This is a genomic window from Mesorhizobium sp. M0145, assembly GCF_040322355.1.
Taxonomy (GTDB): domain Bacteria; phylum Pseudomonadota; class Alphaproteobacteria; order Rhizobiales; family Rhizobiaceae; genus Mesorhizobium.
The window spans coordinates 22,690-43,205 of sequence record NZ_JAMYTK010000002.1 but is presented as its reverse complement, the minus strand read 5'-3'; the positions used below and the strand labels follow the sequence as shown (position 1 = coordinate 43,205).

At 62.9% G+C, this 20,516-nt stretch carries 17 protein-coding genes; 4 read left to right on the top strand and 13 right to left on the bottom strand.

Annotation, left to right across the window (positions count from 1 at the left end; all coding sequences use genetic code 11):
• Positions 1 to 83: 83 nt before the first annotated feature.
• The 4 genes from NKJ28_RS05120 to NKJ28_RS05105 form a co-directional block, all read right to left on the bottom strand.
• A complete protein-coding gene (locus tag NKJ28_RS05120) occupies positions 84 to 1,637 on the bottom strand; it encodes an autotransporter outer membrane beta-barrel domain-containing protein (RefSeq protein WP_352634365.1) in 1,554 nt (517 codons plus the stop codon).
• Between the two features lie 161 nt (positions 1,638 to 1,798).
• Positions 1,799 to 3,781, bottom strand: a complete 1,983-nt coding sequence (locus NKJ28_RS05115; protein ID WP_352634363.1) for an ABC transporter permease — start codon at positions 3,779 to 3,781, stop codon at positions 1,799 to 1,801.
• Positions 3,778 to 4,854, bottom strand: coding sequence for a quaternary amine ABC transporter ATP-binding protein (locus tag NKJ28_RS05110; protein ID WP_031211022.1), 1,077 nt, complete (start codon positions 4,852 to 4,854; stop codon positions 3,778 to 3,780). Before NKJ28_RS05110 ends, NKJ28_RS05115 begins: the two co-directional genes overlap by 4 nt.
• A 74-nt stretch (positions 4,855 to 4,928) precedes the next feature.
• The gene (locus NKJ28_RS05105; protein WP_031211023.1) at positions 4,929 to 5,900 is read right to left on the bottom strand and encodes an ABC transporter substrate-binding protein; all 972 of its coding nucleotides are present in this window, start codon (positions 5,898 to 5,900) and stop codon (positions 4,929 to 4,931) included.
• 561 nt (positions 5,901 to 6,461) lie between these two features.
• Here NKJ28_RS05105 and NKJ28_RS05100 point away from each other — a divergent pair.
• Positions 6,462 to 7,538 carry a D-alanine--D-alanine ligase family protein gene (locus NKJ28_RS05100; RefSeq protein WP_352590425.1) on the top strand — a complete coding sequence of 359 codons (1,077 nt, stop codon included), beginning with the start codon at positions 6,462 to 6,464 and terminating at the stop codon, positions 7,536 to 7,538.
• Between the two features lie 52 nt (positions 7,539 to 7,590).
• Here NKJ28_RS05100 and NKJ28_RS05095 read toward each other — a convergent pair whose 3' ends face one another.
• From NKJ28_RS05095 to NKJ28_RS05075, 5 genes are all read right to left on the bottom strand, one after another.
• A complete protein-coding gene (locus tag NKJ28_RS05095) occupies positions 7,591 to 8,376 on the bottom strand; it encodes an SDR family oxidoreductase (RefSeq protein ID WP_352590141.1) in 786 nt (261 codons plus the stop codon).
• Between the two features lie 8 nt (positions 8,377 to 8,384).
• The gene (locus NKJ28_RS05090; protein WP_352590138.1) at positions 8,385 to 9,149 is read right to left on the bottom strand and encodes an SDR family oxidoreductase; all 765 of its coding nucleotides are present in this window, start codon (positions 9,147 to 9,149) and stop codon (positions 8,385 to 8,387) included.
• Between the two features lie 127 nt (positions 9,150 to 9,276).
• Positions 9,277 to 10,785, bottom strand: a complete 1,509-nt coding sequence (locus tag NKJ28_RS05085) for a sugar ABC transporter ATP-binding protein (RefSeq protein WP_352621184.1) — start codon at positions 10,783 to 10,785, stop codon at positions 9,277 to 9,279.
• Positions 10,786 to 10,818: 33 nt separating this feature from the next.
• Positions 10,819 to 11,757, bottom strand: a complete 939-nt coding sequence (locus tag NKJ28_RS05080) for a sugar ABC transporter substrate-binding protein (protein WP_254820381.1) — start codon at positions 11,755 to 11,757, stop codon at positions 10,819 to 10,821.
• 150 nt (positions 11,758 to 11,907) lie between these two features.
• Positions 11,908 to 12,891, bottom strand: coding sequence for an ABC transporter permease (locus tag NKJ28_RS05075; protein WP_502897030.1), 984 nt, complete (start codon positions 12,889 to 12,891; stop codon positions 11,908 to 11,910).
• A gap of 308 nt (positions 12,892 to 13,199) precedes the next feature.
• On the opposite strand from NKJ28_RS05075, the gene NKJ28_RS05070 reads away from it, so the two are divergent.
• On the top strand, positions 13,200 to 14,162 hold the full coding sequence (locus NKJ28_RS05070; RefSeq protein WP_352634360.1) for a sugar-binding transcriptional regulator: 963 nt from the start codon (positions 13,200 to 13,202) through the stop codon (positions 14,160 to 14,162).
• Here NKJ28_RS05070 and NKJ28_RS05065 read toward each other — a convergent pair.
• The 4 genes from NKJ28_RS05065 to NKJ28_RS05050 form a co-directional block, all read right to left on the bottom strand.
• Positions 14,159 to 15,652: a xylulokinase gene (locus NKJ28_RS05065; protein ID WP_352634358.1), complete on the bottom strand. Its 1,494-nt coding sequence runs from the start codon at positions 15,650 to 15,652 to the stop codon at positions 14,159 to 14,161. The two genes, NKJ28_RS05070 and NKJ28_RS05065, sit on opposite strands and share 4 nt — an antisense overlap.
• Before the next feature lie 20 nt (positions 15,653 to 15,672).
• Entirely contained in the window at positions 15,673 to 16,995 is a 1,323-nt protein-coding gene (locus NKJ28_RS05060) for an NAD(P)H-dependent oxidoreductase (protein WP_352590126.1), read from the bottom strand.
• Between the two features lie 213 nt (positions 16,996 to 17,208).
• Complete coding sequence (locus NKJ28_RS05055) at positions 17,209 to 18,315, bottom strand: mandelate racemase/muconate lactonizing enzyme family protein (RefSeq protein WP_352590123.1); 1,107 nt, start codon at positions 18,313 to 18,315, stop codon at positions 17,209 to 17,211.
• 50 nt (positions 18,316 to 18,365) lie between these two features.
• Positions 18,366 to 19,091 carry a GntR family transcriptional regulator gene (locus tag NKJ28_RS05050; protein WP_352634355.1) on the bottom strand — a complete coding sequence of 242 codons (726 nt, stop codon included), beginning with the start codon at positions 19,089 to 19,091 and terminating at the stop codon, positions 18,366 to 18,368.
• 251 nt (positions 19,092 to 19,342) lie between these two features.
• Here NKJ28_RS05050 and NKJ28_RS05045 point away from each other — a divergent pair, with 251 nt between their 5' ends.
• Positions 19,343 to 19,963: a TetR/AcrR family transcriptional regulator gene (locus NKJ28_RS05045; RefSeq protein ID WP_352455172.1), complete on the top strand. Its 621-nt coding sequence runs from the start codon at positions 19,343 to 19,345 to the stop codon at positions 19,961 to 19,963.
• Positions 19,950 to 20,423, top strand: a complete 474-nt coding sequence (locus NKJ28_RS05040) for a cupin domain-containing protein (protein WP_352590118.1) — start codon at positions 19,950 to 19,952, stop codon at positions 20,421 to 20,423. Before NKJ28_RS05045 ends, NKJ28_RS05040 begins: the two co-directional genes overlap by 14 nt.
• The last annotated feature ends 93 nt before the right edge of the window (positions 20,424 to 20,516 follow it).

Here is a 20,516-nt window from a genome sequence, read left to right as displayed (position 1 = left end):
CAATTGGGGCGACCGGCCGCGACGATCTTCAACGAACTCTCACCGCATTCCAGTTCATTCGAACAGGGTAGGGTTTCGCTCTCTCAGACGAACAGAAAGTCACTCGCTGCCAGCAGGCTCGTAAAATTTGCGAGAGTAACTTGATCGTCTCCCGCTGTAATGATGGTGCTGGTTCCACTTTGCGCAATTGTGAGATCATCGAACGATTGCACGCCCCCCACGCCACTAAACACGATGGTGTCGCCTTGGGTCTGGTTGAAGTCGTAGATGGTGTTTTGGGTTCCGACCGTCATTGAACCATCGTCCTTGAATATGAATTGGTCTCGGCCGCCCTGAGCCAACTCGCTCAGTTGCCCATCCCCCCACATGTCATTGATGACCGTACAGCCGGGTGCCGCGCTCCCGGCGTACAGGGTATCGTTGCCGCCCGTGGCCGAACCGGACATCTGCAGAGCGTCGCCGCACAAGAAGTTACGGACTTGGCCGCTTTCGCTGTTCTGGCCGCCGGTAAGAATATCGTTGCCGCCCGTGGCGGAACCGGACATGAAAGGTGCGTCGCCATACAACTCGCTTTGAACATCATCAGGACCAGAGCTCTTATTGCCGCCGGTCAGAGTATCGTTGCCGCCCAAAGCATTGCCGGCCATCGCACCAGCATCGCCATAGCCGAAATTATTGGTGCCTTGCAGCACGGCCACGTCATCGCCACCGCGAGCATGGCCGGACATGATGCCGGCCGCGTCACCATGGAAACTTATCCCGGACCCACCCACGCTCGTGAAGGTATCGTTGCCGCCCTGAGCAAAGTCGGACATATGTAGGCTCGCGTCGCCAAAGAAACTTTTGGTCTGAACCGTGCCACCAAAGTCTGTGTAATGGTCGTCGCCACCCTGAGCATGGCCAGACATGCTGCGACCGGTGTCACCGTAGAAAATGTTGTCGGCGTTACTGGCGCCATTGAAATTGTCGTTGCCGCCCTTACTGTAGCCCGACATATCGCCGTTGGCGTCCCCGTAGAAAGCGTTGCTGGAGTCGCTCCTGGCCATGAAACTGTCGTCGCCACCTTGAGCATGGCCAGACATGTTGTTCCCGGCGTCGCCGAAGAAAATGTTGACGGCGACACTGGCGCCCTCGAAGGTGTCGTTGCCGCCCTTGCTGTGGTCCGACATATCGACGCCGGCGTCACCGTAGAAGTCGTTGAAAGAGTTAGGAAGGGCCGTGAAACTGTCATCTCCGCCCTGAGCATGGCCGATCATGTTGCCGCCGGCGTCACCGAAGAAAGTGTTGATGACCTGTGTGGAGCTGCCTTGGAAGGAGTCGTTGCCGCCCTTGCTGTGGTCCGACATATCCTCGCCCGCATCACCGTAAGCAGTGGTGATGGAGAAACTCGACCCCGTGAAGGTATCATCACCGCCTCGAGTAAAATTGAACATGCTGCCAACCGCGTCACCGTAAAGGGTGTAGGTCGAGGGTTCGTTTTCCGTGAAGGTATCGTTGCCGCCCCTCGAGAAATCGAGCAGGCTGCCGCCAGCATCACCGATTAAGATGTTTGTATTTAGATCGCCTGCGAGGGTGTCATTGGTGCCCCATTGACGATCTGCTAGATCACCGGGAGTAAAGGGAACGCGTTTAGACATTGTACGCTCTCCTGTTGAGCCTCCGACCCATCACAGCCTTACGCTGTGAGGCAGGAGCGAGCAATAATCACAAAGGGCTATATCTCTGGGTATAAGGGGGTCGGCAGCTCATCACCGCCGCGCCATTGGCGACGGCCAGCTAACCGAGTGTTGATTTTTGCCTATCCCAGCCTTGCCCGAGCCTTCGCCGTCCAGGCGTTGAACAGCCGGTCTGCGACGATGCCGATGAAGGCGATGGCCAGGCCGGCGACGATGCCGCGACCGGAATCGGCCTTGGATAGGGCGATGAACACCTCCTGGCCGAGATCGCGCGTGCCGACCATGGCGCAGATGATGATCATCGCCAGCGCCATCAGGATGGTCTGGTTGACGCCGAGCATGATCTCGGGCAACGCCAGCGGCAGCTGCACGCGAAAGAAGGTCTGGCGCCTGGTGCAGCCCGAAACCTTCGCCGCCTCGATCAGCGCCGGCGGCACCTGTCGAATGCCGTGATTGGTATAGCGGATGGCCGGCACCACGGCGAACGCGACGGTGGCGATCATCGCCGTGACGTCGCCGACCCTGAACAGCATGACCACCGGAATGATGAAGCAGAACGACGGCAGCACCTGCAGCGTGTCGATGACCGGCGTGACGATCTTTTCGAAGCGGTCGCTGCGCGATGCCATCAGCCCGATCGGGATGCCGATCAGGCAGGCGATAAAGGCCGAGATGCCGCACAAATAGACCGTCGCCATGGTCTTTTCCCAAAGTCCGGTGGCGGCGCAGAACGCTGTCAATGCCGCGACCAGGGCGGCGAGGCGCAAGCCGCCGAGCTGGTAGCCGGCAAGGCCGAGGAGACACACCGCGCCCAGCCACGGAAAGCCCTCGCAGAAGGCGCGCACCGGGTTGAGCACATTGAGGATAAGCGCCACGCGGAACGCTTCGATCGTGTCGAAGAAGTTGATGGTGATCCAGTTCACCGCCGCCTTCCACAAAGGCGCGGTGGTGAAGGTGATCGCTTTCGGCACAGCGGCGAACGCCGGCACGAACAGGCCGAGCAGCGTGGCGACGGCGAGGATGGCAACGGCCAGCGTCAGATTGGGATAGCGCCGCCAGAAACTCGTGCTGGCCTGGTGGCGGACATTGCCCTTGGCGTGATTGTGCGCGATCGCCTGGCTCAGCCGGTCGAGTGCAATTGCCAGTGCGACGATGGCGAGGCCAGCTTCCATCGCCTCGCCGACCTTGAGCGCGCGCAACGCCAAAAGCACGTCATAGCCGAGCCCACCGGCACCGATCATCGAGGCGATGATCACCATATTGAGCGCCAGCATGATGACCTGGTTGACGCCGACCATCAATGTCGGCCGCGCCGACGGCAACAGCACCCGCCACAGCTTTTGCCGTGCCGTGCAGCCGGCCATCTCGCTGAAATCGTCGATCTCCGACGGCACCCGCGACAGGCCGAGCATCGTCGCCCGCACCATTGGCGGCGTCGCGAAAATTGCCGTCGCGATCATTGCCGAGACCGGGCTGTTGCCGAACAGAAGCAGCATCGGGATCAGATAGGCGAAGGTCGGGATCGTCTGCATCAGATCGAGGGCAGGGGAGATCAACAACCTCTCCGCCCAAGGCTTGCGCCATGCCCAGATGCCGGCGAACAGCCCGGTGACAATGCAAAACGGCACGGCGATCGAGATCAAGCCCAGCGTCAGCATGGCGCTGGTCCACTGCCCGAACAGCGCGATGTAGAGAAAACAGCCGCCGGCCAGCGCACCCAGCTTCCAGCCGCCGGCGGCGCGTCCGGCAAGGTAGGCGGAAGCGCAGACGCCGACCCAGGACAGGCGCGGCAAGACGATCATATCCGCGCCATGGCCGATCTTGAAATTCTTGGCCAGAAGAGCGAGCGCGAAATCGAGCGGCACGCCAAGCACCGCGGTGATCGAGCGGGTCAGCCAGGAGATGTTCGACTTCACCCAGTTCATCAGCGCACCGACCCAGTCTGCGACAGGAACGATCGCGCCGGCCGGGTAATTGACCGCCCAGGGCAGGCTTTCCTGCAGCAGGAAGACAATAAGCACGGCGGCGAGCGCACAGGCCCAGATCGCCAGCCAGGTTTGAACCGGCCGGGGCCTCGCTGCGCTGGCGCTTGCCGTGACCGTCATGCGCCGGCCCCACGACGTTCTATGCCGGCGAGAAGATCGATCACCGCCTGCGGCGTGACTAAGCCGATCGGCTTGCCGGTGCCGTTGACCACCGCGAAGGGCTTGCCGGCAGAGACGATATCAGCCGAAAAACTTGATATCTTGGCATCCGGCGCGACCGTGCCGCCGTACTCGGCGCCGTCGCAGGCGCGCATCAGGCTGCGCGCCGATATCACCTTGGCGCGATCGACATCGCGGGTGAATTCGGCGACATAGTCGGTCGCCGGATTGACCACCAGCTCTTCCGGCGTGCCGATCTGGATGACCTCGCCGTCCTTCATGATGGCGATCCGGTCGGCCAGCCGGATGGCCTCGTCGAAATCATGGGTAATGAAGACGATGGTCTTGTGCAGCATGGTCTGCAGCCGCATCAGCTCGTCCTGCATCTCACGGCGAATCAGCGGATCGAGGGCCGAGAACGGCTCGTCGAGGAACCAGATTTCCGGCTTCGTGGCGAGGCTGCGGGCGATGCCGACACGCTGCTGCTGGCCGCCGGAAAGCTCGCGCGGATAGAAATGCTCGCGACCGCGCAAGCCGACCAGCTCGATCACTTCCCGCGCGCGCGCCTCGCGCGTCGGCCGGTCCTGCCCCTGGATGCCGAGGGGGAAGGCAATGTTCTCCAGTACGTTGAGATGCGGCAGCAAGGCAAAATTCTGGAACACCATGCCCATGCGGTGGCGTCGCAGCTCGATCAGCGCGGCATCGGAAATCTTGAGCAGGTCCTTGCCTTCAAACTCGACCTTGCCGTGGGTCGGCTCGATCAGCCGCGACATGCAGCGCACCAGCGTCGATTTGCCGGACCCCGAAAGTCCCATGATGATGAAGATCTCGCCTTGGCGGATTTCGAGATCGACGGCGCGCACCGCGCCAACCAGTCCGGCAGCGGCGATGTCCGCCAGGCTGGCCTTGCCGTCGCGCCGGCGGATGAAATCGGCCGCGTCCGCCCCGAACAGCTTCCAGACATTGCGACAGGCAAGCTTTATCGGGCGGGCATCGTTGCCCGCTTTCGCCGCCTGTTCAATCGTATCGGTCATGCGATCGTCCTTCTGGAACACGGGATCGAGACCCGGCCACGGATGGCCGGGTCGTCGGATTTCCAGTCAGACGGTCACTCGGCCCAGGCTTTCCAGTCGGCTTCGTGGGCGGCGATCCAGGCGGCGGCGACGTCTTCCGGCGTCTTGCCTTCGAGATCGATCTCGCCGCTCATCTTGTTGAGCTCGTCGGTATCGACCGTGTAGTTTTTCGCGACCTTGTAGGCGACAGGCCATTTGTCCTTCATGCCGGCCCAGGAATATTTCCAGATCTCGCCATGCGGCTTGCCGCAGTCATATTTCGCGTCGGGGTTCACACCCCATTTCGGGTCGGTGTAGCACTCTGTCGTATAGTCGGGGAATTCGACCCATTCGCCCTTGTATTTGGCCGGCGCCCAATGCGGCGAATAGATCCACAGCATGATCGGCGCCTTGCGCTGATAGGCCGAGTCCAGTTCGGCGAACATCGCCGCATCGGTTCCGGCATGGATGACGGTGAAGGGCAGTTTCAGCGCCTCGACGCGTTCGTCGTCAAAACCTTCCCATGTCACCGGGCCGCCGAGATAGCGCCCCTTCGGTGTGGTTTCGGCCGTCGAAAAGGCCTCGGCGCATTTCGGATCTTTCAGCGCTTCCCAGTTCGGCAGGCCGGGGCATTTCTCTTTCATATATTCGGGAAACCACCATTCTTCCTTGGCCTTGGGTCCGAGCTTGCCGAGGCGTTCGGTCTGGCCCGTCGCGTCCGAGGCCTTCATCGCCTCGCCGGCCGTCGTGTCCCAGAATTCCAGGCCGACATCGATGTCGCCATTGGTCAGGCCGGTGGTCAGGCTGGAGAGATAGTCGGCGGTCGGATACTCGACGGTATAGCCGAGCTTTTCGAGGATGCCGCCGAGGATCTTGGCGTTCAGATTGACGCTGGTCCAATCGAACAGTGCGATCTTGATCGGGTCGTTGGATTCCGGCGCTGCCGCATAGGCCGAAGATGTCAGTGCGGCTGCGGCAAGTGTTAAGGCTCCCATTGAGAAATTCGAAATCATGCTCCGAAGTGACATGCTTGTTCTCCTGTCAAGCTCTGGTGGACGTTATCGTTAGTTCCCTTCTTGCGTCTTTTTTGATTGTGTTGGAACAGCTGGTCGTTGCGCAAGGCCGTAGGCGCCACAATGCTGCCGAAGCGGATGCCGGCGCAAAACGGGGGTGGTGCCCAAATTGGTGAAGATGTGGCGGGACCGGCCGCGTCATGACTGCCGAAGGATTGCTGCCAAGGCAGTCATCCACGGATCGATCGCCGGTCTTGAGGGGCAAACCATCAAAGTCCCATGATCTCGGCTGTTGGCTCGGCAACTCGCCCAGAGCCACTTTCATGGGATGAAATTATATATACCAACGTTCACGTCGCGCAACGATTAACGCCGGTGCCAATTTCACGGCCCGTCTTTTTACATGGACCCGGAGATCGGTTCAAAAAAAGCCAAGGTTGCCGGTCATCCCGTATGCGAGCCGCGAGGACAGGGTACCGATACAATGCAGCAGACCAAAATGCCTTACTTCTTCGCCAACCGCGGGATCGCCGCCGGCTTGTGACCTTTCAACACCAGATCATATCCGAGGCTTTCATGACCTCTTCCTTGAACAGACTGCGAATTGCCGTGCTCTTTGGCGGACGTTCCGCCGAACATGACGTTTCGGTGCTTTCAGCAACCAATGTCATGCGTGCGCTGCTGTCCGCGAAATACGATGCCCTCCCAATCTTCGTCACGAGCGAAGGACAGTGGCTGCTGAGCAGCTTCCAGGATGGTACGCTCGCAAAACCTGCGGCCGGCATGGAAGTTTGCCTGGTTCCGGGCGGGCGCGGACGGATGATGGCGATCCCGGCCGACGGCACGCCCTATGATCTGCCGAAGATCGACATCCTGTTTCCTGTCCTGCACGGCCCTCATGGCGAAGACGGCTCGGTACAGGGGGTGGCCGAGGTGGCTCGGGTGCCGCTCGCCGGCTGCGGCATCCTGGGTTCGGCAACCGCGCTGGACAAGGACATCGCCAAACGGCTCCTGGAAGCGGCGGGGCTGCCAATCGCGCGCTCAGTGACGATCCATGAAGGTGCGGCGCCCGCCCTCGCTGCACTGGAAAGCGAACTCGGCCTGCCGTTCTTCATCAAACCGGCGCGTCAGGGATCGTCTGTCGGCGTCGGAAAAGTCCATGCCAGCCAGGAATTCGATGGAGCGCTTGCTGAAGCCTTCCGGCACGATTGCAAGCTGTTGGCCGAGGAATTCATTCGTGGGCGCGAGATCGAATATAGCGTGTTGGAGGACCCGGCAGGCGACCTGTTCGTCTCGCGGCCAGGCGAGATCGTGCCGGCCGAAAGCCACGATTTCTACAGCTACGATGCCAAATACATCGACGAGAACGGCGCGGCACTTAAAGTGCCGGCCGAACTGCCGCCGGAGGTCGAGGCAGCCATGCGGGACGTGGCCGCAAGGGCTTTCAGAGCCGTCGGCTGTGACGGGATGGCGCGCGTCGACTTTTTCCTGACACCGGACATGCAATTCCTGGTCAATGAAATCAACACCATCCCCGGCTTCACCGATATCAGCATGTATTCCAAGGCAATGGCGGCGAGCGGCGTCAGCTATTCCGAAATCATCGACCGGCTCGTGGAGCATGGATTGGCACGGGCCGGCCGACCAGGCTGAACGCAGCGAAGCGGCTTTCATATCCGGTGGATGGTACGTCGGCCCGCGCCGCTCACGACATGATCAGGCCGCCATCGACATTGATGGTCTGGCCGGTGATGTAGGCCGCATCTTCGCTGGCGAGAAAGCTGACCAGGCCGGAGACATCCTCGCCGCTGCCGGCGCGGCCCATCGGGATGTTCTTCACCCATTCGGCCATCAGCTCGCCGGGCTTGTAGTCGCCCATCAACTTGCCCCATGCGGCGTCGTTATAGGCCCACATATCGGTGTCGATGATGCCGGGGCAGATCGCGTTGACGGTGATCTTCTCCTTGGCCACTTCCTTGGCCAGGCTCTGGGTGACGCCGACGACGCCGAATTTCGAGGCCGCATAATGCGGCGTGTAGATAAAGCCCTGCCGCGCCTGGCCGGATGCGGTGTTGATCAGCCGGCCGCCATCGCCATGCTTGCGGATGCGCGCGATCGCCTCCTGGCAGCACAGGAACACGCCCTTGGTGTTGACCGCCATCACCTTGTCCCATTCGGCCTCGGTTATCGCCTCGATCCTGGCGATGGTGATGACACCGGCATTCTGCACGGAGATGTCGATGCGGCCGAATTGTTGCTCGGCCAGGTCATAAAGGGCGACGACCTCGTCCTTTTTGGTCACGTCCATGCGCAGCGATGCGACCCTGGCGCCCGCAGCCTTGAGATCGGCGGCGACCTCGTCGACGCGCGCGTCGATGGCGCTGACGACGACCGCGGCACCTTCCGCCGCGAAGCGCCTGGCCATTGCCGCACCAATGCCGCCGCTGGCGCCGGTGATGACCGCCGTTTTTCCCTGGAATCGCATCTGCATTTTTTCTCCTACCAGCAGACGAAGCCGCCATCGACGATCAGGTCGATGCCGGTGACGAAACTCGAGGCGCGGCTGGCCAGGAACACGGTCGGGCCGACCATCTCCTCCGGCGCCGCCATGCGGCCCATCGGCGTGTCGCGCTCGAAGATTTTGACCTGGTCGGCGACCTCCGGCCGCTTGTTCATCGGCGTCAGCGTGTAGCCGGGGCTGACGACATTGACGCGCAGGCCGCGATCGGCCCATTCCATGGCGAGGCTCTTCGACATGTGGATCACCGCGGCCTTCGACGAATTGTAATGCGCCTGGGTCAGGCCGCGATTGACGATCGAGCCCGACATCGACGCGATGTTGATGATCGAGCCATTGCGCCGCGTCAGCATGGCGCGGGCCTCGGCCTGGCAGGACAGGAACACGCCGCTGACATTGACGTCATAGAGCTTCTGCCATTTCTCCAGCGACAGCATCTCTGCCGGTTCAGCTCCGGCGACGCCGGCATTATTGACGGCGATGGTCAACGCGCCGAGTTCCATCTCCGTACGCTCGATCGCGGCCGCGAGATCGGCCTCTGAAGTCACCGTGCCGTTCAGCACCAGCGCCTTGCGGCCGAGTGCCGTGATCCGGTGCGCGGTCTCCTCCAGCCCGCCTTTCGAGGCGTGGCCGAAGCAGGCTATGTCGGCGCCGGCCTCGGCCAGCCCAATGGCGATTGCCTGCCCGATGCCGCTGCCGGCGCCTGTCACAAGTGCCACGTCACCATGAAGGTCGAATAATTTCATCGTCGGTCCCTCTGCTCCAACCGCCGTCCTCCGGAAATAAAGGGGCGCCAACTCTGTTGCTGGCGCCCCGCGCGGTCTGGTGCCCGGGAGGATACCACCTGCTGCGCTTTGTTTCGATGGGCTGTTCCTAGCTCGTGGCGAGTTCCATCACGGCGATATTGCTTGCTTCGCTGCGGTCGAGAATGCCGCGTTGCCGGCCGCGGCTCACCACCAGCACGCGATGCGACAGGCCGAGAACTTCCTCGAGGTCGGAGCTCACCACCACCACCGCCATGCCGGAGCGGGCAAGGTCGGCGATGACATCATAGATCGCGGCGCGTGCACCGACGTCGATGCCGCGCGTCGGCTCGTCCAGGATGAATACCTTGGGCGGGCGCGACACCCATTTGGCGATGATCACTTTCTGCTGGTTGCCGCCGGAAAGCTTGCTGACCGCCTGGTTCGGCCGGCCCTTGACGCCGAGCCGGCGAATGCCGGCCTCGGCGAATTTCTGCACCGCCTTCGGGAACACCCAGCCATTCGGCGCGACATGGTCGAAATTGCCGATCGCCAGGTTCTCGCCGATCGTCTGGTCGAGCACCACGCCCTGCGCCTTGCGGTCTTCCGGTACCAGGACGACGCCGGCCTTGATCGCCGCCGCCGGGCCATTGAGATGCACCGGCTTGCCGGCGACGCGCACCGATCCCGATGAGATCGGATCGGCACCGGCGATCGCCCGCACCAGCTCCGTGCGTCCGGCGCCGATCAGCCCGGCAATGCCGAGGATTTCGCCGGCCCGCACTGAAAAGCTGACATTTTGAAAGCTGCGTTCCGGCGAGGACAGGTTCTCGACCTCGAGCAGCGTGTCGTTGCCCGGCGCCGATACCGTAGGGAACATCCGCTCGACACTGCGGCCGACCATTTGCTCGACGACAGTGCGCACCGGAATGTCGGCGCGCTCGTGCCGGGCGACGATGCGCCCGTCGCGCATCACCACCACGCGATCGGCGATCTGGGCGATCTCGTCCAGCCGGTGGCTGATATAGATGAAGGACATGCCTTCCGCCTTGAGCTTGCGGATCTGCTGGAACAGGAGCTCCGTTTCCTCGCCGCCAAGGGCTGCGGTTGGTTCGTCGAAGATCAGCAGCTCGGCATTGAGCGTCAGCGCCTTGGCGATCTCGACCTGCTGCTGGGCGGCGATACGCAGCGTGCGCACCTTGCGCTCGGGCGAGACATCGAGGCCGAGGCGCTTCAACTGGGCCGATGCCCGCGCATTCATTGCCGCGCGGTCGATGCGGCCGCCACGCATCGGCAGGCGCCCGACATAGACGTTTTCGGCGACCGACAGATCGGGCAAGAGCTTCAGCTCCTGGTGGATCATGCCGATGCCGACGTCGATCGCCGCGGCAGGATTGGCGGGGGAATAAGCGTTCCCCCGCCAGGTGATGGTGCCGGCATCGGGTTTCGTCGACCCGGCGATGATGTTCGAGACAGTCGACTTGCCGGCGCCGTTTTCGCCAAGCAGCGCCACGACCTCGCCCGGCCGCACCTCGAAGCTCGCATCGGCCAGGACCTGCACCGGCCCGTAGCTTTTGCAGAGGCCGCTGACGACGAGCCCGTTATGGGGGCTGTGCGTGTGGCGAGGATCGGTGGACATCGTTGCGCTCGTCGATTGCCGGACTGGTCTCAATCAGGGATGCTTGGCGATGAACTGCTCGACATTGTCCTTGGTGGTCAGCGTCGCATCCTGCAGCTGTTCGGCGGGAATGGTCTCGCCGGCCACCAGCTTGATTGCTGCATCGACGGCGAGCCGGCCCATGCCCTGGGTCTGCTGCGTCGCGGTCACGTCGAAGACGCCGTCCTTCAGTGCCTTGAGCGCCGCCACGTCGCCGTCGAAGCCGGCAACCCAGACCTTGTGGCCGGGATTGGCGACCTTGACGGCCTGCGCCGCACCGAGCGCCAGCGCGTCGGCCTGGCCGATGACGATCGACACGTCGGGGTGCGACTGCAACAGATCCTGCGTCAGCTTGAAGCCTTCGTCCTGGTGCCAGCCTTCGCTCCACAATTCGCCGACAACCTTGATGTCGGGATAGCCTTTCAGCGCTTCGCCGCAGCCCTTCGAGCGGTCGACCTCGGGCGTCGTGCCCTTCTGGCCGTGGATGATGATCAACTCGCCCTTGCCGCCGGCCTGCTTGGCGATGTAGTCGCAAACCGCCTTGGCCGATGCCACGCTGTTGGTGGCGATGAAGGTGTCGCCGGGCGCGCCGTCGGCGTTGCGGTCGACATTGATGACTGGGATGCCGGCAGCCTTGGCGGTCTTGGTCGGCACGGTGGCGGCGGTGGCGCCGGCCGGAATGTAGATCAGCGCGTCGATGTTTTGCGTGATCAGGTCCTGTACCTGGCTGACCTGGGTCGCCGAATCGCCCTTGGCATCGACGGTAACGACCTCTATGCCCTTTTCCTTGCCGTAGGCTTCGACGGACTGCTTGATCTGATTGAAGAAGTCGGCCTGCAGATTGGCGACGGCGAGGCCGAGCTTTTTGGCCTCCTTGGCCGAGGCCATGTCGGACAGGCCAAGCAGCGGGATGACGGCCGCGGCGGCAAGCAGCAATGAACGTTTGGTCAGCATGTTTATTCCTCCGTTGATGTTCAATCTGTCCTGCCCGCGCATCGCGGCGCCCCTTGGCCGAACAACTCCCAGTTTCGGATCACCGATCCGTTTTCGCCCGAATATCGGGGCGAATCTCATTGAGCCCAATTCTTCATTGTGCCCCATTCTTCATTGTGCTCGGCGCCGCCACGTGTCGGTGGCCACCGCCAGCGCGATCACCACGCCGATAACCACTTGCTGGATGAAGGGCGAGACACCGAGCAGGTTCAGCCCGTTGCGCAGCACGCCGATGATGAGGACGCCGATGGCTGTGCCGCCGATCGAACCGACGCCGCCCGACAGGCTGGCGCCGCCGATCACCACCGCCGCGATGGTGTCGAGTTCGTAGCCAAGGCCGGAGCTCGGCTGGACGGAATCGAGCCGGGCGGCAAGCACGATGCCGGCGAGACCGGCCAGCACGGCGCAGATCGCATAGACCCAGTTGGTCAGCGACTTGACTGGTATGCCGGACAGCCGGGCGACTTCGGCGCTGCCGCCGATCGCGTACAGGCTACGGCCGGTAGCGCGATAATTCAGGAAGATCGCGAAAATGACGGCAAGCACGATCATCAGCCCGACGGTGACCGAGAGGAATCCGAAATGGCGGATTATCGACAGGCTGGTGAACCAGTCGGGAAAGCCGACGATCTGCGAGCCGTCGGTGATCATGTTGGCGAGGCCGCGCGCCACCGACATCATCGCCAACGTGGCGATGAAGGGCGGCAGCTTGGTGACCGTCACCAGCAGGCCCGAAACCAGCCCGCAAAGGCCGGCGACGACGAGGGCTGCGGCGATGCCGGCCGGCAGGCCGAGATTGAGATAGTCCGGATGGGCGACGAAGCCCATCACCATGGAAGCCAGCGCCAGTACCGAGCCGACGGACAGGTCGATGCCGCCGATCAGGATGACCAGCGTCATGCCGATCGCCATGATGCCGAGCACGGTGACCTGGTCGAGAACGTTGAGGATGTTGCGGACAGTCAGGAAGGTGTCGGTGGTTAGCGAGAGCGCCACGCACAGCAGAACCAGCCCGATCAGCGGGCCCATGGTTCCGGCAAAGACAGCCGAAAACCTTGCGCCCGCCGTAGCCTGCGCGCCAGAGCCTGCCTTCAACTCGCCTGCCTTCAAATTGCTTGCGTCGTTGCTCACAGCCACTTTGTCTCCTCCACAGCAATCCGGCGCTGCATCACCGGGCCACTTTGTTCACCAGGCCCCTCCCTGTGAACAATTTATCTTTAACATGCAATTTTGTTCAGCTAAACTGTTCGTCGGAAAATTGTCAAGACCTGCCCGCTTCATTCGAGCACGGTTTGCGCTGTTCGCCGGTTTGCCTTACGCAATGTCTCGGAAATCTTGGGCATTTCGAAGTCGCCGGATTGGAATATCATGAGCAGAGCCGGCGACTGCGGCAAGGCAAACAGATGACGATCATAGAGAACGAAAGAGCCTCGCGCTTCCCCGACGCCGAACTCAAGGCCCGCGCCGCCTGGCACTATTATGTCGAGGGTCTTACGCAGGAGCGGATTTCCGAAATTCTCGGCGTCGGCCGCATCAAGGTGCATCGCATTCTCTCGGCCGCCCGCGAAGAGGGTGTCGTCCAGTTCCGCATCCGCGACAGCGTTGTCGAATGCGTGATCCTGGAGGAAAGCCTCAAGCAGCGCTTCGGGCTCAGCCAGGCTGTTGTGGTACCGTCGGCGGCCGACCGAAGCAACGCGCCGCTGATGATCGGCCACGCCGCCGCCGCCTACCTGGCCGACCATGTGAACGCCGGCGATGTCATCGCGCTGGGCTGGGGGCGGACGCTGAAATTCGCCATCAATGAATTGCCACGGCGGCCGATCGCCAGGACAACGGTGGTTTCGATGCTTGGCGGCCTCACCCATGCACAGCCGCTCAACCCGACCGAAAGCGCCTGGGATTTCGCCGAGAAGATCGGTGCGGAGTGTTTCCTGCTGCCGGTGCCGGTCTATGCCGACAGGCCGGAGCAGCGCGATGCTTTCATGAGCCAGCGCAGCGTTCAGGATGTTGTTTTCCGTGCACGCCGGGCAAACATCGCCGTGCTCAGCGTCGGCTCGTTTTCCAACGACAGCCCGATCGCCAATTACGGCTTCATCAAGCCAAGCGAACTCGAGGAATTGCAGGCGGCCGGTGCCGTCGGCGATATTCTGTGTCATTTCATCGACGCCGAGGGCCGCCCGGTCGACCACGAGGTCAACCGCCGCGTCTGTGCCTATCCGCTGCAGGATCTGTCGGATATTCCTAGCATAATCCTGGTTTCGGGAGGGCAGGAAAAGATTGCCATCATGCGGGCGGCGCTGGCCAACACCAAGGTATCGGTTCTGATCACCGACGAGGATGCGGCCAAGGGGCTGCTCAACCGCTAGATTTCGTCGAGAGCGCCGAGGCGGGTGTGGATGTCGCGCGTCGCCTGATAAAGGTCGCGGTAGATTTCCTTGCGGCTGCGATAGGCGGCGACAAGCCCGTCGACCGGATCGACATGCCTGGTGGGAGCGGCAGCCATTACCTCTGCTGCGGCTTCCGGCGAGGCAAACCAGCCGACAGCCGCTGCCGCCAGCATGGCAGCGCCGAGTGCGGCGGCTTCGTTGACCGGCGAAACCGAGAGCGGCCGCTCGAGCACGCTTGCCATGATCTGCATTAGCAGCGCGCAATTGGTGCCGCCGCCGGCGGCAATCAGCGCCGCCGGTCCGCCGGCCTGGGCTTCCATGGCCTCGGTGGCGACGGCCTGCTCGAAGGCGATGCCTTCCAGGACAGCGCGGAAGAGATGCTCCGGCCGGTGATCGAGCGACAGGCCGACAATGGCGCCGCGCGCCGCACCGTCCCAATACGGGCTCATGACGCCGGCCCAATAGGGCATGATGAGCAGGCCCTCGCTGCCCGCGGCAACATCCAGCGCCACTTTCTCCAGCGCTGCCGCCGAGGGCGAACCGGTGGTTCGCACGATCCAGTCGACCAGCTGCATGCCCGAGCGCAGCACGGTCTCCAGCATGAAACCGGAGCCGGTCGGCGAGACCAGCGTGCGAAAGGCGTCCGAGGTTTTCACCTTGCCGGAATAGCAGCCGCTGACCACGCCGGAGCCGAGCGAGAGATAGCTCTTGCCCTCGCCGTAGACGCCCATGCCGAGGCCCATCGCCTGGCCGTCCCCAGCGCCGGCAACGACCGGCGTGCCGGCCCTCAGGCCGGTCAGCTGCGCTATGCTTGCGGAAAGACTGCCGCAGACCACGCCTGGCGCGACCAGCTCGGGCAATTGCTCCATCTGCAGTCCGGCGGCCGCAACGAGGCGGGGATGCCAGGTACCTTTCTCGACGTCGAGCAGCCCGAGCGGATCCGCACTTGCGGTGCTGGTGACCAATCGCCCGGTCAGCCGCTGGACGAAGAAACCGTGCACGTCGACCAGTGCCGCTGCCCGGCGAAGCACTTGCGGCTGGTGCTCGGCAAGCCAGGCAATGGCGTAGAGCGCCGGCGTCGGGTCCGGCGGCTTGCCGCTCCAGTCGCGGATCGCCTCGCGGCCGAGTTCGGCCGAAAGCCTGATAACCTGCGGTCGGGCGCGTTCGTCGAGCCACAGGATCGCCGGCATGAGTGCTTTGCCGGCGCTGTCGACCAGCGTGAAGGTCTCTCGCTGATGGGCGATGCAGATCGCCGCCACCCGCGCAGCGCCGACCGCCTCGGTGACCTGCCTCAATGCGCCAAGCAGCGCCGTCCACCACTGTTCGGCGTCCTGCTCGAAATGGCCGGGCTTCGGATTTGAAAGCGGGTACGGCTCGCGCGCCTGGAACAGCTCCTCGCCGTCGTGCGCGAAGGCAATTGCCTTCACGGCCGTGGTCGAGGCGTCGATCCCGATTACGACATCGTCCATCAGGCGGAGATCCGGCGGGGTCAGGCTGCGTTTGTAACGAACCGTCCGTCCGACTGGTCGAGACGGCGGCGGATCTGGGTTATCACCATCGAATCGTCGGGTACACAATTTTCATAGGTCAGGAAGTCGCCGGTCTTGAGCGGCTTGACCACCTTGGCGCGTTCGGCAAGGCCGAGCGGCAGGGCGCCGCGGGCGCGCGCATCCCCCCAGGTCATGGCGAAGCCGCGATAGTCGTTCTCGCCGATCATGCCGAGCGACTGGCCAACGCCAAGATCGCTCTTGGCGACCGCCACCGCCTCGGCCACAGGATGGTCGAGCGGCTCCATGTCGGCCCGCTTGTAGACCACGGCGCGCGCCGCCGACAGCGGCACTTCCAGGCTGGTCAGATGATAGGGCCGGAAGATCGTGAAATAGGGGCCCTTGCCGACCTTGAGGTCGATCATGCGCTCCAGCACACGCGGATGCCGGGTCTCGATGATGCAGAACACGCCGGGCGCCACTCCCTTGCCGATCGAGTAATCGACCACGCCCTTGCGATGCAGCACGCCGCCATCCTCGCGCGGGCAAAGCACGCTGGCCAACTCCTCCAGCGTCGCGGTCGGGCCGTGCATGCCCGGCACGTCGGGCACCAGGCCGGTCGCATTGGCGATCGCCACCATCTCGATCGCCGTCTTCGAGCCGTCGACGAATTCGACCAGCATGCGCGCATTCATGTTGCGCTCGGCCGCCTCCTTCTCGTAGTCGGCCGGCATGGCGTCGATCTTCAGCGGATTGTTCTTGCCCTTGCCGGCGGCGATGATGTTGAAGCCGAGGCTTTTGGCAAAGCCGATGATCTCCAGCGTGCAGGCGGGCTCGTCGCCGGCGGCACCGGTATAGACGACGCCGGCCTTGCGTGCCTCCTCCTTGAGGAAGCGGCCGATGGTGATGTCGGCCTCGACATTGAGCATGACGATATGCTTGCCGTTCTTCATCACTTCGAGCGCAAACAGCGTGCCGATATTGGGATTACCCGTTGCGTCGATGATGACGTCGATCCGGCCGGCCGCCGCCAGCGCATGCAAATCTTCGGTCACCGCGATCTTGCCGGCCTCGATGGCGCGGTCGATCGCGGCCGCATTGCCGGCATGGACGATGTCGGAACGGTCATGGCCAGCGAGCAGCGCCGCGTCGATCGCTGCCTGCGGCCTGACTTCGGAAATGGCGCCGATCCGCATGCCCGGCATCAGCGCGACCTGGACGACGATGTCGGTGCCCATCTGTCCGGCGCCGGCAAGCCCGATGGTGATCGGCCCCTGCTGTTCAGCGCGCTGCAGAAGTTCCGCTGCAAATTGCGGATGGGACATGTCGCTTCCTCCAGTTCCTGACGCGCCGCAGCGTCCAAATCAACGGTTTGAACATTTCTATTTGCAAATGAAAAATATTTCAACCGGCAATTGGGCATTGTCGCTCTGCAATCGGCCGAAGACGATTGGAGGAGCGGTCATCCACACGGCCGTGCCTCCGCAGTCAGAAGGACGCGGCATATTCAGGTTGATTGGGTGCAGCCTTGTTGTAGCTCAGCTGCCGATTTCGAAGAAGGGCGCACCAAGCAGGCCGGGAACGACATCGATGCCGAGGCCCGGCCCATCCGGAATGCCCATACGGCTTCCCGAAACCGGCGGCATGTTGGATGCGGTGCGCACCGTCACCCATTCGTGGAAGGCGATGGCGTGCAGCCGGCGCTCCTCCGGCGTCGACAGCGACAGATGCGCCATGGCCGATGTGTCGATCTCGGCGCCGCCAGTGTCTTCGACCGTGATCATGAAGCCGAGGTCGACGGCAAGGTCGCGGATCTGGCGCGTTTTGGTGACGCCGCCGAGGCGCGAGATCTTCAGCGTCAGCCCGTCGGCCGCGCCCTTGCGGTGGATGTCGAGCATATCGTCCAACGAGGCGACGGATTCGTCGAGCACCATCGGCTTGTCGAGCGAGCGGCGCACCGACAGGCATTCGTCGATCGTCGTGCAGGGCTGCTCGAACGTGTAGTCGATGGTGCGCGTCGCATCCACGAACTGGCGCGCCTCGTAAGGGGTCCAGCCGGCATTGGCGTCGCAGAAGATGACGGTGCCCTTCGGCACCGCGGCGGCAACGGCTGTGACGCGTTCGATGTCGTCATGGACGTTGCCGCCGACCTTGACCTGCAGCCGTTGAAATCCTTTCCCGACGATGTGCTTGGCAAGTGCGGCCATCGCGTCGACCGTGCCGTGGGTGACGACCTTGTAGAGTTCCGCCGTCTCGCTCTCGCGGCCGCCAAGCAACGTGACCAGCGGCACGTCGGCGGCGCGCGCCGCGAGATCCGAGCATGCCATGTCGAGCGCCGACTTGATGTAGGGATGGCCCTTGAACACCGTGTCCATCAACCTGTTGATACTGGCAAGCCCGCGTGGGTCATGGCCAATGAGATGCGGCGCGATCTCGACGACGCCGGCGCGAGTACCCGCAGCGAAGGCAGGCGAATAGAAATTGCCAAGCGGCGCCATCTCGCCCCAGCCGGTGAGCCCGCTATCGGCGGTGACGGCGACGATCACCGCGTCGAACGCATCGGCGACACGCCCCTTGGACATGCGGTAGGGCCCGTCCACGAAGGGCTGCACGACATGGTAGGCCTTGATGGTTTTGATCTGCACGTTTTCTGTCCGTTGTCTGTGTTCCGGGATGTCCGTCAAATTTGTCGGGCTCAGCCGCCTTTAGGTCGGCCGGCACGATCGGCGCCGGCGCCCTTTGAGCCGCGCTGTTCCAGCCCGCGCGCATAGGCGAGCAGTTCTTCGAAATCCAGGTCGATATGGTCCTTGGCGTGGCGCTGTGCGGCGCGCATGTCGCTGCCCTTGAGCAGCCGTACATAGGTCTCGTGGACGTCTACGGCAGGCACCGGCTCGTTGCGCGCCCGCTGGTGCAGCGCGAAATACATCTGCAGCCGGCTGGTCAGCCGCTGCCAGGTTTCCAGCAGCACCGAATTGTCGGCCCATTCGTGGATCAGGCCATGCAGTTGCAGCGCTGTTTCGATCTGCCGCGTCGTGTCCAGGTCGCGCGTCGCCTCCTTCACCGCCGCATGGCGCCGGTCAAGCTCGTCGAAGAAGCGCTGCTCGCGAAGCGGCCAGGTCCGCTCGATGGCGAACTCGTCGAGCACCTTGTTGAGCGAATAGGCGTCGTCGATGTCCTTGGCGGTGACGTTGATGACGAAGGTTCCGGCGTAGGGGATGCTGGTCAGGATGCCTTCCTGCACCAGCTCGCGCATTGCCTCGCGCAGCGGCGCGCGGCTCACCCGCATCTGCTCGGAAATCCTGAGTTCGTTGAGCTTCTGTCCCGGTTCCAGCCGGCCGGTCAGGATCGCCCGCCGGAGCAGCCCCACGATCTCGGCCCTGCGTGTCGTATCCGCGATCGGACTGAAATCCAGCTTTGCCATTCGGCTGCTCCAGGGAACCGAAAGCAAGACAAGCAGATTGTCGACAATCTTACAAGAGCTGGATTCTCGATCCTGGAGACATTGGCGCCCTTCCGGCCTCGGCCAGCCTGACCATGCAAGCCGACCAGGTCCCGGCCGCTGAGCGTCAGCTGGCTTCTCGCAGCGGGAAACAACCTGGTGCGTAGCCTTCGCAATGTCCATTGACGACTGGGAAGGTTTGTGTCACTAGCAGTGACATGAATTCACAAACGATGACTCAGAAATACGAGAGCCCGCTGCGGGCAGAGCAGGCGCAGGCCACGCGCGAGCGCATCCTCGCGTCCATTCGAACGATTCTGGAGCAAAATCCGTACAGCCTCCTTGGCTTCGATGAGGTTGCCGAGGTTTCGGGCGTAAACCGACGGACCATCTTCCGCCATTTCCCGACGAAGGAAGCGCTTTTGGAAGCCTTTTGGGCCAGCACCAATGCCTCGCTGGGAGTGCGGTTCTGGCCTGAGCGGGAGCAGGATCTGATCGATCTTCCTCCCGACCTTTTCGCCTCGTTGGACGCAATCGAAGGCGTAGTCAGAGCCTCGCATGCGAGCGCTACCGGGCGCGAGATGCGCCTGCAAGCCAATGGTGAGCGGCAACGTGCCTTTCAGAGCAGCCTTTCGCAAGTCGCAAACGGAATGGACCCGAAGGCGGCGCGCCAGCTTGAGGCCGTGATCCAGCTCCTGTTCAGCGCCACTGCCTGGCAGACGATGAAAGACTACTGGGGTCTTACCGGCCGTGAGGCCGGAGAGGCAGCCGCCTGGGCAATTCGCGCCTTGCTCAATGCGGCAAAATCGCAGCAAGGCGCTGTTCGAAAGGAAAAAGCAAGTGACTTGGCATAAGACCAAAGCGACGGTCCATCCGGCCGATTCGGTTCAAGGCTTCTGGGTGATGGGCGATCAGGTCGCTGTCCGGGCAAAGCTCGCTGGGACGGCACTCAACGTGATCGACGTCACGGTACCTCCTGGAAGCGGCACGCCGCCCCACACGCATCCTTCCGCGGAAATTTTCCGCATTCTCGAGGGCACCCTCACGATATGGACAATGATCGATGGGGTCGCGCAAGAATATGAGGTGGAACCCGGTGATGTCGTCACCATTCCGGGCAACGCGCCCCATGGCTATCGCAATGCTGGTCCCGTGCCGGTTATTTTCATGGCGATCGTCGACGACGAGATGATCGCATTCTTCGAAGAGGCTGCATCCAAGGACGCGCCCTCCGGCCCGCCGACCGCTGGCATGATTAACCGCGTGATCGAGCTTACCGGACGCCACGGGATCCGGATCCTGCAGGCGGCCTGACCGGCGAAACCGTTGCGCCAGGATTTGACCTGGAAGACGGTGCCTTATGCCGCCTAAATCCAGCAGTCCATCCCTCCAGGTCGAAGCGGGCGT

Excerpts from the sequence above, each read along its gene's own strand:
- NKJ28_RS05120 (WP_352634365.1), bottom strand. The coding sequence starts at position 1,637 with ATGTCTAAACGCGTTCCCTTTACTCCCGGTGATCTAGCAGATCGTCAA.
- NKJ28_RS05115 (WP_352634363.1), bottom strand. The coding sequence starts at position 3,781 with ATGACGGTCACGGCAAGCGCCAGCGCAGCGAGGCCCCGGCCGGTTCAA.
- NKJ28_RS05110 (WP_031211022.1), bottom strand. The coding sequence starts at position 4,854 with ATGACCGATACGATTGAACAGGCGGCGAAAGCGGGCAACGATGCCCGC.
- NKJ28_RS05105 (WP_031211023.1), bottom strand. The coding sequence starts at position 5,900 with ATGTCACTTCGGAGCATGATTTCGAATTTCTCAATGGGAGCCTTAACA.
- NKJ28_RS05100 (WP_352590425.1), top strand. The coding sequence starts at position 6,462 with ATGACCTCTTCCTTGAACAGACTGCGAATTGCCGTGCTCTTTGGCGGA.
- NKJ28_RS05095 (WP_352590141.1), bottom strand. The coding sequence starts at position 8,376 with ATGCAGATGCGATTCCAGGGAAAAACGGCGGTCATCACCGGCGCCAGC.
- NKJ28_RS05090 (WP_352590138.1), bottom strand. The coding sequence starts at position 9,149 with ATGAAATTATTCGACCTTCATGGTGACGTGGCACTTGTGACAGGCGCC.
- NKJ28_RS05085 (WP_352621184.1), bottom strand. The coding sequence starts at position 10,785 with ATGTCCACCGATCCTCGCCACACGCACAGCCCCCATAACGGGCTCGTC.
- NKJ28_RS05080 (WP_254820381.1), bottom strand. The coding sequence starts at position 11,757 with ATGCTGACCAAACGTTCATTGCTGCTTGCCGCCGCGGCCGTCATCCCG.
- NKJ28_RS05070 (WP_352634360.1), top strand. The coding sequence starts at position 13,200 with ATGACGATCATAGAGAACGAAAGAGCCTCGCGCTTCCCCGACGCCGAA.
- NKJ28_RS05065 (WP_352634358.1), bottom strand. The coding sequence starts at position 15,652 with ATGGACGATGTCGTAATCGGGATCGACGCCTCGACCACGGCCGTGAAG.
- NKJ28_RS05060 (WP_352590126.1), bottom strand. The coding sequence starts at position 16,995 with ATGTCCCATCCGCAATTTGCAGCGGAACTTCTGCAGCGCGCTGAACAG.
- NKJ28_RS05050 (WP_352634355.1), bottom strand. The coding sequence starts at position 19,091 with ATGGCAAAGCTGGATTTCAGTCCGATCGCGGATACGACACGCAGGGCC.
- NKJ28_RS05045 (WP_352455172.1), top strand. The coding sequence starts at position 19,343 with ATGACTCAGAAATACGAGAGCCCGCTGCGGGCAGAGCAGGCGCAGGCC.